Here is a 12,437-nt window from a genome sequence, read left to right as displayed (position 1 = left end):
GTTTAGTTAAAAACTTTCTTATAAAGCCACCTCAGGGTGGCTTTATTTATTTTTACAGTTTAATATTTCATATAATAATTACTTAATTATTTTTGGCAACGTGCCTGATGAAAGGAGTCAATCTCTGTGATGTTTAAAAAGCAATTATTCTTTGTTTTAACTATGCTTGCATTTTCTGCACATGCTATAACTCTGGTTCCTAGCAAAGGTGTCTCTGTTCTTTACATTAATGGTGTAGAGGCTGATTCTAAATTGGGGACGAATATAATAAGAAATGGTACGACTCAAGTTGTTGTCCGAATGGACAAAGAAGTTGGTCGTGGTAGTGGTAATAGCGTATTTACTTCTAAGCCATATTTATTAACGTTTGAAGCAGGTGGGAATGAAATTAAATTGGATCACCCGGTTGCTCGAAGTAAAAGCGAAGCGGAAAAAGCTTTCAGAAAGCAAAACCCCGATTGGCGTTTAACTCAAGACGGTAACGAACTTGTCTATCAACAAGAGTTACTTCAAGGCAAGAAAGGTCTACTTCCATTTATGGGAATGGACAAGCTTGTAAAAGAACATAACGATCAACGAGGAATCACGTTTGTCGATGGTGCGTTAGTCACTGCCACGACTACTGCGATAGTTCCCTCTCCAGTTACAACTCAATCGGATACTCCGAAACTAGATCTTAAAACTGCCCCAAGCGTTGTGGGAAGTGTTACTCAAAATGTCGAGCAATTGAAAGCTTGGTATCTAAAAGCTTCTAAAAAAGAGCGCAAAGAATTCCGTAAGTGGATGATTGACCAAGAGTAATCAATCTTCATGTGTAAAAAAGCGAGATATAATAAATATCTTGCTTTTTTATATTGCTATGAGTTAAATCTCTTTCCACTCACCAGGCTGTAGCTGCCCCACATTCATGTTGCCCATTGAATAGCGGATAAGACGTAGGGTAGGGAAGCCGATATTGGCTGTCATTCGTCTTACCTGACGGTTACGTCCTTCAATGATTGTAATAGCCAACCATGTTGTCGGTATCGCGGCTCTGAAGCGTACTGGAGGGGTTCTATCCCACACAACAGGTTCAGACATCACCTCAACCTGAGCGGGCAGTGTCATGCCGTCTTTTAGTTCGACACCTTTTCTCAATTTATCTAAATCTTCCTCAGAAGGTACGCCTTCAACCTGTACCCAGTAAGTCTTTGGGGATTTTGAGTTTGGTTGAGTTAGCTTAGCTTGAAAAATACCATCGTTGGTCAAGACCATTAACCCTTCGCTGTCGCGGTCAAGGCGACCTGCAGCATAAACGTCTTTCACTGGAATAAAGTCCGCTAGCGTTTTTCTCCCTTCGCCATCTGTAAATTGGCTTAGAGTATCGAAAGGCTTGTTGAACAGAATTACTTTGCGATCTTCGAGCGCAACCTTAGGTTTTGCATTGGTAGGCTTGCCTTTATATCGGTGCTTGCTTGAGTGAGATTTGTTGTGCGAATTGCCAGTGTTATTCTTATCACTGCTTCGGCTTTGTCTATTACCGCTTTGTTTTAATGTTGCACCAGAACGAGCCGGTTTGTCTGAACGAGATGCGCTGCGTGAGCGAGTAGACATGTTAACTACCTTGCAAAAATGTAAACGAAGTGTGCTGAAAAGTTTTCACTGAAACGGAATTGAGCTATCATTTGCGCGCCTAAAAGACACAAAATAGAACAAGTTGATGGACTCTTAAGCCTGATTTGTTTAATTATACCTTCGTGTTTTATTATAACAACGCACTCACGGATTTGGTTCATGCTGTCATCAAGATTGTATGAAAAATAAGATAGAGTACGACTATCGAGTAAGCAGTTTTCACTCTTAGAGTGGCTTACTGGTCAATTTATAACACGCTCACTACTTTAAATGAGCTTGTAAGAACTATAGGGAAATTTCATGCCTACTGAAAAACCAACGATCATCTATACCATTACAGACGAAGCTCCGGCGCTAGCAACATACTCTCTGCTGCCTATCATTCAATCTTTTACAGCTTCTTCTGGTATTAACGTTGATACTCGCGACATTTCACTTGCAGGGCGTATTATTGCCAACTTCCCTGACTATTTGAACGAAGAGCAACGTATTGGTGATGCATTAGCAGAACTAGGTGAATTGGCTAAGACACCAGAAGCAAACATTATCAAGCTTCCAAACATCTCTGCATCTGTACCTCAGCTTCAAGCAACAATCAAAGAGCTACAGTCAAAAGGTTACGCACTTCCTAATTACCCAGAAGAAGCAAACACTGACGAAGAGAAAGCAGTAAAAGCGACTTACGACAAAATCAAAGGCAGTGCAGTAAATCCAGTATTGCGTGAAGGTAACTCGGATCGCCGCGCTCCACTTTCTGTTAAAAACTACGCGAAGAAGAACCCACACTCAATGGGTGCTTGGTCTGCAGATTCTAAGTCGCACGTTTCAAGTATGGACGACAAAGACTTCTTCGGTAGCGAAAAGTCAGTAACCATTGAAGGTGCTACAGAAGTTAGCATTGAATTCGTTGGCAAAGATGGTGCGAAGAAAACATTGAAGCCGGCTTTTGCACTGCAAGATAAAGAGATCATTGATGCGTCAGTGATGAATAAGGCCGCTTTGGTTGCGTTCTTCGAAAAAGAAATCGCATCGGCTAAAGAGCAAGGTGTATTGCTTTCTCTTCACATGAAAGCGACGATGATGAAAGTATCTGACCCAGTGATTTTTGGTCACGCGGTTAAGGTTTACTACAAAGACGTATTCGCTAAACACGGTCAGCTGTTTGAAGAGCTAGGTGTTGATGTTAACAACGGCATCGGTGATGTATACGCAAAAATTGCTGCGCTTCCTCAAGAGCAGAAAGAAGCAATCGAAGCTGACCTGCAAGCGGTATACGAGACTCAGCCACCACTAGCGATGGTTGATTCGGACCGTGGCATTACTAACCTACACGTACCAAGCGATATCATTGTGGATGCATCTATGCCTGCAATGCTGCGTTCTTCTGGTCAAATGTGGGATCCAGAAGGTAAGCAAAAAGATACCAAAGCAATGATCCCAGATCGTAGCTACGCGAGCATTTACCAAGCGGTTATTGATTTCTGTAAAGAGAACGGCGCGTTCGATCCAACAACGATGGGTAGCGTACCAAACGTTGGCTTGATGGCTCAAAAAGCGGAAGAGTACGGTTCTCATGATAAGACTTTCATCCTTGAAGCTGCTGGTCAGGTTCAAGTTGTTGACGCTTCAGGCGCTGTGCTTCTTGAGCAAGACGTAGAGGAAGGCGATATCTTCCGTATGTGTCAGGTTAAAGATGCACCAATCCAAGACTGGGTTAAGCTTGCGGTAACGCGTGCTCGTGCATCGGGTGTTCCAGCGGTATTTTGGCTAGATGCGTCACGCGCACATGATGCTCAGCTTATCAAGAAAGTTGAAGCATACCTTCCTGAATACGATACCGATGGTCTTGAAATTAAGATCCTTGCTCCACTTGAAGCGACTCAATACTCACTGGTTCGTATCAAAGAAGGCCTAGATACTATTTCGGTTACTGGTAACGTATTACGTGATTACCTAACTGACTTGTTCCCGATTTTAGAGCTTGGTACATCAGCTAAGATGCTATCGATTGTTCCACTGATGAACGGTGGTGGTCTGTTTGAAACAGGTGCTGGCGGCTCTGCTCCTAAACATGTTCAACAAGTAGAGAAAGAAAACCACCTGCGTTGGGATTCTCTAGGTGAATTCTTGGCACTAGCGGCATCTCTAGAGCACCTGAGCGTAGTAACAGGTAACGCTAAAGCACAAGTTCTAGCTGATGCGCTTGATAAAGCGACGGGTGAGTTCCTTGATAACAACAAGTCTCCTTCACGTCGAGTAGGTGAGCTTGATAACCGTGGTAGCCACTACTATCTAGCGGCATACTGGGCTAAGGCGCTTGCTGAGCAAACGGCTGACGCTGATCTTGCTGCTGAGTTTGCAGGTGTGGCAAGTCAACTGGCTGAAAGTGAAGAAGTGATCGTTGCAGAGCTGAACAACGCTCAAGGTGTGGCTGGCGACTTAGGTGGTTACTACCTACTTGACGATGCATTGGTTTCAACACTAATGCGCCCAAGCTCAACGCTAAACGCGTTTATTGATGCATAGTGATTGGACTCATCGTTAGTCACTCATGAACGTGATTTGCTAACGAGTTGCTTAGGCTGATAGCTAAGTTATAGATAAAGTCAAAACGAAAGACGCTTTAACGATAATGTTAAAGCGTCTTTTTTCTGTCTAATACTTCTTAAGACCTAGCTTAAGGGGAGTAGCTCTTCGAGCTCATTGTCCAGTGAGCAACTTTAGAGCCCCCAAAACGAAAAAAACCGCTCACGTAATCCTGTGTTACAGGTATTAAATGAGCGGTTTCAATATTCTGTTTACCTATCAGCCGTTAATGACGACTGCTGGAGGTTAACATGAGTTGGCAATCGCCTATTTTGCGGCGCTGCCTTCTACAGGAACAACTGAGCTAGCATGCGAGCCTTTAGGTCCACTTTCTACTTCATAGTCGACCTGCTGACCAGCCTTTAAGGTTCGATAACCTTCCATTTGTATTGTGGAGTAGTGCGCGAAAATATCGCCGTCTTCACCTTCTGGACAAATAAAGCCAAACCCTTTGGCATTGTTAAACCATTTTACTGTACCTGTAGCCATGCTATACATCCCTCATGCATTTTGTTACTAACGTTGTTATATCAATTGTTGTAAGTGCGATTGATATCATTCCTACCAGCTAAAGAATTTCAGCTAATAGCTTGAATCTCGTACATTGCTTACGGAAATTAACGCTACCCTGCGTAATTATTCCTTATTGTTAATTTTTGAAGCGTGTTACTGATTTTAATTCATGTTGCAAAAATGTATTAAAAAAACCTTTTAGCTCCAATGTAGCTAATGATTGAGCACAGTCAATAGCAAATTGGTATAAAATTGATCAATTTTAATAACAAATCACATTCGAGATTAACTGCAAACTATTAACTAAATAGTAACTTAGCGGTGATCTTATCGTTAGCATCAATAGTTGTGGTGTCTTTTTAATCAATCACATATGTTAATCCTGTTAATCGAGATCTTTTATTTGCAGCGATGGAAATGGTGGATTAGGCTCAGTATAGAGGAATATTTTTTGGTACTGTTTCTCGGTGCAGTTTCTTAGTACACCGTAAAGCGTGAATGTGGTAAATTTGAGTTAGGTAAACACTCACGACTTCCGAAAAATAACCCTTAGCAAAGCGATATGAGCAGAAACTTTGAATGGGCATCTCCAGGCTCAGATTTACTGGAGAAAGAAGCAACAAAAGTAAAGCCACCGGCGATGTATAACGTTGTGTTGAATAACGATGACTACACGCCCATGGACTTTGTAATCGAGATCCTAGAGCGATTCTTCTCACTAGATATCGAAAAAGCAACGGAAGTGATGCTCAAGGTTCATTATGAAGGTAAAGCTATATGCGGCACATACAGTGCTGAAATAGCGGAAACAAAGGTAGCGCAGGTCACGATGTACTCAAAGGAAAATGAGCATCCGCTACTATGTACAATGGAGCAAGTATAAATTGCTCGAACAACACTGTTGTTCCCTTAGGAGGTACTTATGCTAAATAAAGAATTAGAGACGAGTTTAAATGGCGCATTTGCTCGTGCGCGAGACAAGCGACATGAATTCATGACTGTCGAACACCTCCTACTAGCATTATTAGAAAATGATGCGGCCAAGGAAGCGCTCCAAGCTTGTCAGGCTGATCTCGATGCTCTTCGCAATGAGCTCGATATTTTTATCGATCAAACGACCCCACTTATCCCTGAAAGCGACGAAACTCGCGAAACTCAGCCTACGTTGAGCTTCCAACGAGTACTTCAACGCGCTGTTTTTCATGTTCAATCTTCAGGTCGCAGCGAAGTAACAGGTGCTAACGTACTTGTGGCTATTTTTAGTGAGCAAGAATCTCACGCGGCATATCTTCTTAAGAAAAACGACATTAGTCGCTTAGATATTGTTAACTTCATCTCACACGGTATTACCAAAGCGAGCAACGAAGGCGACAGTCCTTCATCATCCGATTCATTTGGTGGTGCAGAAAATGCTGAAGAAGCTAACTCTGAAGACCGTTTAGAAAATTTTGCTACTAACCTTAACGAAGTCGCAAAGCAGGGCAATATTGACCCACTAATCGGTCGTGACAAAGAGCTAGAACGCACTATCCAAGTTCTGTGTCGTCGTCGTAAGAACAACCCTCTGTTAGTGGGTGAAGCGGGGGTAGGTAAAACTGCCATCGCGGAAGGTCTTGCATGGCGCATCGTTGAAGGACAAGTGCCTGAAATCATTCAGAGCAGCGTAATTTATTCTCTAGATATCGGTTCACTGTTAGCCGGAACCAAATATCGTGGTGACTTTGAGAAACGTTTTAAAGCGATTCTTAAGCAACTGGAGAAAGAAGAAGACGCGATTCTGTTCATCGATGAGATCCACACCATTATCGGTGCCGGGGCTGCATCGGGTGGTCAGGTTGATGCGGCAAACTTAATTAAACCACTACTAAGCAGTGGCAAATTACGTTGCATCGGTTCAACAACGTACCAAGAGTACAGCAGTATTTTTGAGAAGGAGCGTGCTTTAGCTCGTCGCTTCCAGAAAATAGATATTATTGAACCATCGCTAGACGATACGACCAAGATCCTGATTGGCTTGAAGCCAAAATACGAAGCTCACCACGAAGTGCGCTACACCAACAAAGCGTTGCGTGCCGCTGTGGAACTGTCAGCTAAATACATTAATGAACGCCACCTTCCTGATAAGGCCATTGACGTAATCGATGAAGCGGGCGCTCGTAGTCGTTTGGCACCTGCAAGCCGTCGTAAGAAAACGGTAAGCGTGGCTGATATTGAGTCAATGGTTGCGAAAATGGCGCGTATTCCTGAAAAGTCAGTATCGTCTTCAGACAAAGATACACTCCAGAAACTGGATGAGCGCATGAAAATGTTGGTATTCGGACAAGACCCTGCAATCGATGTATTGAGTGAAGCGATTAAGCTGACCCGTGCTGGATTGGGTGCAGACAATAAACCTGTTGGTTCATTCTTGTTTGCTGGTCCTACTGGTGTCGGTAAAACAGAGGTGACTGTTCAGCTGTCTAAGTTGATGGGTATTGAGCTTCTGCGCTTTGATATGTCTGAGTACGGTGAGCGACACTCAGTGAGCCGCTTGATTGGTGCGCCTCCTGGTTATGTTGGTTACGACCAAGGTGGTTTGCTAACGGATGCCGTAATCAAGAACCCGCACTCTGTTGTGTTACTGGATGAAATCGAGAAAGCTCACCCAGATATCTTTAACTTGCTACTGCAGGTAATGGATAACGGCACGCTAACTGACAACAATGGTCGCAAAGCGGACTTCCGTAATGTGATTCTAGTGATGACGACCAACGCAGGTGTGGCTGAAACCGAGAAGAAATCGATCGGTCTGATCCAACAAGATCATGCGCCAGATGCGATGGGCGAAATCAAGAAGGTATTTACTCCTGAGTTCCGTAACCGTCTTGATAATATCATTTGGTTCAACAGCCTTGACCCAAGTGTGATTAGCCAAGTAGTTGATAAGTTCATTGTCGAGCTTCAGGTTCAACTGGACGCTCGTGGCGTGTCTTTAGAGGTTTCTGAGGATGCTCGTCACTGGTTAGCTGATAAAGGCTATGACAAGACCATGGGTGCTCGTCCAATGGGACGTGTTATTCAAGAGAAGCTTAAGAAACCACTTGCTAACGAGTTACTGTTCGGTAGCTTGGTTGATGGCGGTACGGTTAAAGTATCCCTGAAAAAAGACGAATTGGATTTCATCTATGTTGGTGCTAAAGAAGAGGTCATGCACTAACGAAGTGATTGATAAATCAAAGGCTTAAATATAAAACGCATGACTTAGGTTGTGCGTTTTTTTATGCTTGCGAGATGCGAGATGCGAGATGCGAGATGCGAGATGCGAGATGCGAGATGCGAGATGCGAGATTGATGTGCTTGTGTAGTAAAAAGCTCAGGCAATAAAAAACGGAGCCTTAAGCTCCGCTTCTTATTGTATTCGCTAATTAAAAATTAACGAGCACGGAAGACGATGCGGCCTTTAGAAAGGTCGTATGGAGTCATCTCAACAGTTACTTTATCACCAGTAAGAATACGGATGTAGTTCTTACGCATTTTACCAGAGATGTGTGCTGTCACTACGTGACCGTTTTCAAGCTCAACACGGAACATTGTGTTTGGTAGAGTATCAAGGACAGTGCCTTGCATCTCGATTACGTCTTCTTTAGCCATCTAATCCTCTTTCGAAATTTGGCGGTTTTCAACGGCTTGATTGTGCCGTTAAAATCAAAATATGTAAAGTTGTCGCGTATTCTACCCTTGCCACCGCTGATTTACTAGCCTTTGATGACGTTGAAATCGTACTTTATAGTTCATCGCAGGGCATTCATCGATTTGATAACCCAAATATAACCATTGTTTTTGTTCTTTCTGGGCATGTTGGATCTGAAATAGAACGCCAAGTGTTCCCATCGAAATGTCTATATCAGGAGCGAAGAAGGTATAAAACGCGCTCGTACAGTGAGCCATGATGTCGGTTACGGCGATACCAACCAACTTGTTCTCATCATAGATGTGCATGAACTTTGTAGTAAGCCACTCATTTTTAGAGAATTGTAGAAACTCTTCTTTCTTGGGTGGGTACATGGTTCCCGAACGGTGACGAGCGGTGATATAGCGACTGTATAAGTCAAACCAGTTGTCATCCATCTCATCTTTCAGTTCCCAACGTAGTGATTTTCCTTTGTTAAGGATCCGTCGTTGGCTTTTGGAAAGCTTAACCTCAGGAATTGAAAGCCGAATCGCTTGGCATGCTGAGCAATTATCGCAATGTGGCTTATAAATGGTTGAACCACTGCGGCGAAATCCATTCGCAAGCAGAACTTCATAGTTATCTGAGGTGTGCATGTGTTCGTCAAGCGTGACCGCCACTCTCTCTTCGAAGTGAGGTAAGTAGCTGCAAGCGTGATTGTCTGTTAATCCAATTCTGATTTGTTGTAAATCTGGATTCATTAAGGCATTTCCTTTAGCCATTGGGTTTTAAAGCATGCATCGTCAACGGAGAACTCTTTGAGTAATTGCAGAGAGCCTAGGAATTCATCCCTATCAACCTCGATAGCGCCCAAGGATTCCAAGTGAGGGTTCATGACTTGGCAATCAATCAGTTGTCCGCCGAATCGGGTAAAGTGTTTACAAAAGTACCACAGCGCAATTTTAGAGGCATTGGTCTTTAGGCTGAACATCGATTCACCGCAAAAGACTTGGCCTCTTTGTAAGCCGTAAAGTCCACCGATCAGTTCATCATCTTGCCAAACCTCAACCGAGTGGCAGAAACCTAATGAAGCGAGTTTGCGGTAGGCTGACTGCATGTCGCTGTTTAGCCAGGTTTCTTCTTCGGGTCTTAGTGAAGAGCAATAACCAATTACTCTGTCCGTCGCTTGGTTGATGCTGACTCGGTAATTGTGCTTTCTTTGAAACTTTTTAAGACTTTTTGACGGTTCGAATGTCTTAGGATTAAATACCGCTCGCGGTGCAGGGCTCCACCAAAGTATAGGCTCACCTGGGCCATACCATGGAAATATACCTTGGCTATAAGCGTTTAAAATTCGCATTGGTGATAAATCACCACCGAAGGCGAGCAGACCGTTGGGGTCATCAAGCGCGTCGAAAGGCGAAGGAAACTCTATACTAGTAGTATCAAGTTCGGTTAGGTATATAGTCATAAGTACCGCATTACAGATTAATCACTGACCAAGAGGTCTTTAGGAGTTTTACCATGAAGAAGTTGCTTTGGATTTTACTTGTTTTGCCCATGTTGGCAAATGCAGCTTACAACAGAAACCAAGCTCGACCAGTAAACGAGGTGGTTTATGGTGAGATTGATACGGTCAGATACATCACTCAGCAAGAGATCGTTGAGTCGAAAGCGAATGGTTGGGAAACCTTGTTAGGTGCGGCGATTGGTGGCTTGATTGGTAACCAGTTTGGCGGCGGCACTGGTAAAGAAGTGGCGACAGCTGTAGGTGCAGTAGCAGGTGCGGGTATTGCTCGTAACCGAGGTAACACACAATATAAAGTAGAGTACAAACTGGTCGAGTTATTGGTCAAAACCAAAGACGATAAGTTGGTCAACATTATCCAAGATGTCGATAACTCGATGCTGTTCAACCGAGGCGATGATGTACGAATTCTTTATTTTTCAGATGGTGTTCGAGTTGATCTCGTGTACTAGTATATAAATACGATTGATTGGCTAATTAATCACCGGTTTGGGCCGGATTAGCTCTGGAGTTCGTTGGAAAAGTTCGTTAGTCTGCAAGTACGAAGAATTATTCATCACCCGAAAATAAATACGCACCAGTGACTTCGGGTGGTACAAGGACTATAAGATTTAATGGAAAGCCTTACGTTACAACCAATTCAAAAAGTGAACGGGGAAGTTAACCTACCTGGTTCAAAAAGCGTTTCCAACCGTGCACTTCTTTTGGCTGCACTTTCTACGGGAACCACTCGCCTAACAAACTTGCTAGACAGTGATGATATTCGTCATATGTTGAATGCATTGACTCAGTTAGGTGTTGATTATCAGTTGTCTGCAGACAAAACCGTTTGTGAAGTGACAGGTGTTGGTGGTGCATTCTCAAGTGACAAAGCCCTAGAGCTTTTCTTAGGTAACGCGGGTACGGCGATGCGTCCGTTGGCGGCTGCACTATGTTTAGGTCGCGGTGAATACGTTCTTACTGGTGAGCCTCGCATGAAAGAGCGCCCAATTGGCCACTTAGTAACAGCACTACGAGAAGCCGGTGCCGACGTTGAATATTTAGAGAACGAAAACTACCCGCCATTGAAGATCACAGGTACCGGTTTGAAGAGCGGTACGGTTTCTATCGACGGTTCGATCTCTAGTCAATTTTTGACGGCATTTTTGATGGCTGCGCCTTTAGCTGAAGGTGAAGTGACCATTAAAATTGACGGTGAATTGGTTTCTAAACCTTACATCGATATTACGCTGCACATCATGAAGCAATTTGGTGTGGACGTGATCAATAATGATTACCAAGAGTTTGTGATTCCTACCGGGCAATCTTACTCGGCACCGGGTGATTTCTTGGTTGAAGGTGATGCATCATCTGCGTCATATTTCCTTGCAGCCGCTGCTATCAAAGGTGGTGAGATTAAGGTCACTGGTATTGGTAAAAACAGTATCCAAGGTGATATCCAATTCGCTGATGCGCTTGAGAAAATGGGTGCGGAAATCGAATGGGGTGACGACTACGTTATTTCTCGTTGTGGCGAGCTGAAAGGCATTGATATGGACTATAACCATATCCCAGATGCTGCGATGACTATCGCGACAACCGCATTGTTTGCGAAAGGCACAACGGCAATCCGTAATGTCTACAACTGGCGTGTGAAAGAGACAGACCGCTTGGCTGCAATGGCAACAGAGCTACGCAAAGTCGGCGCTGAAGTGGAAGAGGGTGAAGATTACATTATTGTTAACCCTGTGGCTGAACTGACTCATGCGGCGATTGATACTTACGATGATCACCGTATGGCGATGTGTTTCTCGCTGGTTGCTTTGAGCGATACGCCTGTGACGATTAATGATCCAGGTTGTACGTCAAAGACATTCCCAGATTATTTCGACAAGCTGAAAATGCTAAGTCTATAAAAATGCTTAGTATGTAAAGGTTTAGGAACAAAAAAGCTTGCCTAAGTGGCAAGCTTTTTAATTATTGCTGAATTGTAAATTCTTTCGAAAGGTGGTGCGCTAAGTATTTAAACATGTTAAATACCGCGGTTGTATTCTCTGTCGGCATTCCATTGCTGTCTAAGAAGTATTCACCTTTGAAGACGAGTACATCGTCTTTTTCTACTACGCTGTTTGCGCGCATGCCTTCAATGTAGTCATCATGTGATTGGATAATTTGGTTTGCGATAAGCAGTAAATCAAATTCTGCTATTACTTTCTTTGTCATGAGTTTATCTCTGATAACTGAATATAACGTTGAGTTTATGGTGTCGAACTAGAAATTCAATGATTTCACAACCGATTAAGAGAGTCTTTTCAAACATCCACAATTTATTTTGTGATTTACGGCAAAAATAATTGAATGGGGCTCGCGTTAGATTCGCGGACAAGCTTAGTATGAGCCCGTTTAGACGTAATGCCTGATGAATAGGCTCTTGCAAGTATTCTTAGTGAGTACTTTATAGCTTCTTTATATTGTGACCCTTTTATCTATGAGTCGTCGAATTGTCGAGCGATCAGATCCAATTTTGAAAAAAGCGGTTGATCTTCTAGTAATCTCGCACAATAGTAA

The 12,437-nt window shown here is 43.3% G+C and carries 12 protein-coding genes; 6 read left to right on the top strand and 6 right to left on the bottom strand.

Annotation, left to right across the window (positions count from 1 at the left end; genetic code table 11):
• Positions 1-129: 129 nt before the first annotated feature.
• Positions 130-801 (top strand): DUF2057 family protein, encoded by a 672-nt coding sequence (locus tag AB4558_RS11260; protein ID WP_372116047.1) that lies wholly within the window; start codon positions 130-132, stop codon positions 799-801.
• Between the two features lie 63 nt (positions 802-864).
• On the opposite strand, the gene AB4558_RS11255 is transcribed toward AB4558_RS11260, so the two are convergent.
• Positions 865-1,593 (bottom strand): pseudouridine synthase, encoded by a 729-nt coding sequence (locus AB4558_RS11255; RefSeq protein WP_102332492.1) that lies wholly within the window; start codon positions 1,591-1,593, stop codon positions 865-867.
• A gap of 321 nt (positions 1,594-1,914) precedes the next feature.
• Here AB4558_RS11255 and AB4558_RS11250 point away from each other — a divergent pair, with 321 nt between their 5' ends.
• The gene (locus AB4558_RS11250; protein ID WP_372158807.1) at positions 1,915-4,140 is read left to right on the top strand and encodes an NADP-dependent isocitrate dehydrogenase; all 2,226 of its coding nucleotides are present in this window, start codon (positions 1,915-1,917) and stop codon (positions 4,138-4,140) included.
• A 327-nt stretch (positions 4,141-4,467) separates the two neighbouring features.
• Here the strand turns inward: AB4558_RS11250 and cspD are convergent, their stop codons facing one another.
• Complete coding sequence (gene cspD / locus AB4558_RS11245) at positions 4,468-4,689, bottom strand: cold shock domain-containing protein CspD (protein ID WP_004736548.1); 222 nt, start codon at positions 4,687-4,689, stop codon at positions 4,468-4,470.
• Between the two features lie 586 nt (positions 4,690-5,275).
• On the opposite strand from cspD, the gene clpS reads away from it, so the two are divergent.
• Positions 5,276-5,596 (top strand): ATP-dependent Clp protease adapter ClpS, encoded by a 321-nt coding sequence (gene clpS / locus AB4558_RS11240; protein ID WP_004737430.1) that lies wholly within the window; start codon positions 5,276-5,278, stop codon positions 5,594-5,596.
• Between the two features lie 39 nt (positions 5,597-5,635).
• Positions 5,636-7,909, top strand: coding sequence for an ATP-dependent Clp protease ATP-binding subunit ClpA (clpA, locus tag AB4558_RS11235; RefSeq protein ID WP_017062108.1), 2,274 nt, complete (start codon positions 5,636-5,638; stop codon positions 7,907-7,909).
• A 215-nt stretch (positions 7,910-8,124) separates the two neighbouring features.
• On the opposite strand, the gene infA is transcribed toward clpA, so the two are convergent.
• The 3 genes from infA to aat form a co-directional block, all read right to left on the bottom strand.
• Complete coding sequence (gene infA / locus AB4558_RS11230; RefSeq protein WP_001040192.1) at positions 8,125-8,343, bottom strand: translation initiation factor IF-1; 219 nt, start codon at positions 8,341-8,343, stop codon at positions 8,125-8,127.
• Between the two features lie 81 nt (positions 8,344-8,424).
• On the bottom strand, positions 8,425-9,123 hold the full coding sequence (locus AB4558_RS11225) for an arginyltransferase (RefSeq protein ID WP_017062107.1): 699 nt from the start codon (positions 9,121-9,123) through the stop codon (positions 8,425-8,427).
• The gene (gene aat / locus AB4558_RS11220) at positions 9,123-9,833 is read right to left on the bottom strand and encodes a leucyl/phenylalanyl-tRNA--protein transferase (protein WP_017063504.1); all 711 of its coding nucleotides are present in this window, start codon (positions 9,831-9,833) and stop codon (positions 9,123-9,125) included. Before aat ends, AB4558_RS11225 begins: the two co-directional genes overlap by 1 nt.
• A gap of 53 nt (positions 9,834-9,886) precedes the next feature.
• Here aat and AB4558_RS11215 point away from each other — a divergent pair, with 53 nt between their 5' ends.
• Together AB4558_RS11215 and aroA are read left to right on the top strand one after the other, a co-directional pair.
• Positions 9,887-10,342, top strand: coding sequence for a glycine zipper 2TM domain-containing protein (locus AB4558_RS11215; RefSeq protein WP_004736438.1), 456 nt, complete (start codon positions 9,887-9,889; stop codon positions 10,340-10,342).
• Positions 10,343-10,504: 162 nt separating this feature from the next.
• Positions 10,505-11,785, top strand: coding sequence for a 3-phosphoshikimate 1-carboxyvinyltransferase (aroA, locus tag AB4558_RS11210; protein WP_017062105.1), 1,281 nt, complete (start codon positions 10,505-10,507; stop codon positions 11,783-11,785).
• 61 nt (positions 11,786-11,846) lie between these two features.
• Here the strand turns inward: aroA and AB4558_RS11205 are convergent, their stop codons facing one another.
• Positions 11,847-12,092 carry a YciN family protein gene (locus AB4558_RS11205; RefSeq protein WP_017062104.1) on the bottom strand — a complete coding sequence of 82 codons (246 nt, stop codon included), beginning with the start codon at positions 12,090-12,092 and terminating at the stop codon, positions 11,847-11,849.
• Positions 12,093-12,437 lie beyond the last annotated feature (345 nt).

This window comes from Vibrio sp. 10N.222.51.C5 (genome assembly GCF_041474575.1).
Lineage (GTDB): Bacteria > Pseudomonadota > Gammaproteobacteria > Enterobacterales > Vibrionaceae > Vibrio > Vibrio crassostreae_C.
The sequence above is the reverse complement of the archived record's forward strand: the minus strand, read 5'-3'. Positions and strand labels throughout refer to the sequence as shown.

What these genes read in the sequence shown, in the direction of transcription:
- aat (WP_017063504.1), bottom strand. Translation starts at nt 9,833, where the DNA reads ATGACTATATACCTAACCGAACTTGATACTACTAGTATAGAGTTTCCT.
- AB4558_RS11250 (WP_372158807.1), top strand. Translation starts at nt 1,915, where the DNA reads ATGCCTACTGAAAAACCAACGATCATCTATACCATTACAGACGAAGCT.
- infA (WP_001040192.1), bottom strand. Translation starts at nt 8,343, where the DNA reads ATGGCTAAAGAAGACGTAATCGAGATGCAAGGCACTGTCCTTGATACT.
- AB4558_RS11225 (WP_017062107.1), bottom strand. Translation starts at nt 9,123, where the DNA reads ATGAATCCAGATTTACAACAAATCAGAATTGGATTAACAGACAATCAC.
- cspD (WP_004736548.1), bottom strand. Translation starts at nt 4,689, where the DNA reads ATGGCTACAGGTACAGTAAAATGGTTTAACAATGCCAAAGGGTTTGGC.
- AB4558_RS11255 (WP_102332492.1), bottom strand. Translation starts at nt 1,593, where the DNA reads ATGTCTACTCGCTCACGCAGCGCATCTCGTTCAGACAAACCGGCTCGT.
- clpS (WP_004737430.1), top strand. Translation starts at nt 5,276, where the DNA reads ATGAGCAGAAACTTTGAATGGGCATCTCCAGGCTCAGATTTACTGGAG.
- AB4558_RS11205 (WP_017062104.1), bottom strand. Translation starts at nt 12,092, where the DNA reads ATGACAAAGAAAGTAATAGCAGAATTTGATTTACTGCTTATCGCAAAC.
- AB4558_RS11215 (WP_004736438.1), top strand. Translation starts at nt 9,887, where the DNA reads ATGAAGAAGTTGCTTTGGATTTTACTTGTTTTGCCCATGTTGGCAAAT.
- AB4558_RS11260 (WP_372116047.1), top strand. Translation starts at nt 130, where the DNA reads ATGTTTAAAAAGCAATTATTCTTTGTTTTAACTATGCTTGCATTTTCT.
- aroA (WP_017062105.1), top strand. Translation starts at nt 10,505, where the DNA reads ATGGAAAGCCTTACGTTACAACCAATTCAAAAAGTGAACGGGGAAGTT.
- clpA (WP_017062108.1), top strand. Translation starts at nt 5,636, where the DNA reads ATGCTAAATAAAGAATTAGAGACGAGTTTAAATGGCGCATTTGCTCGT.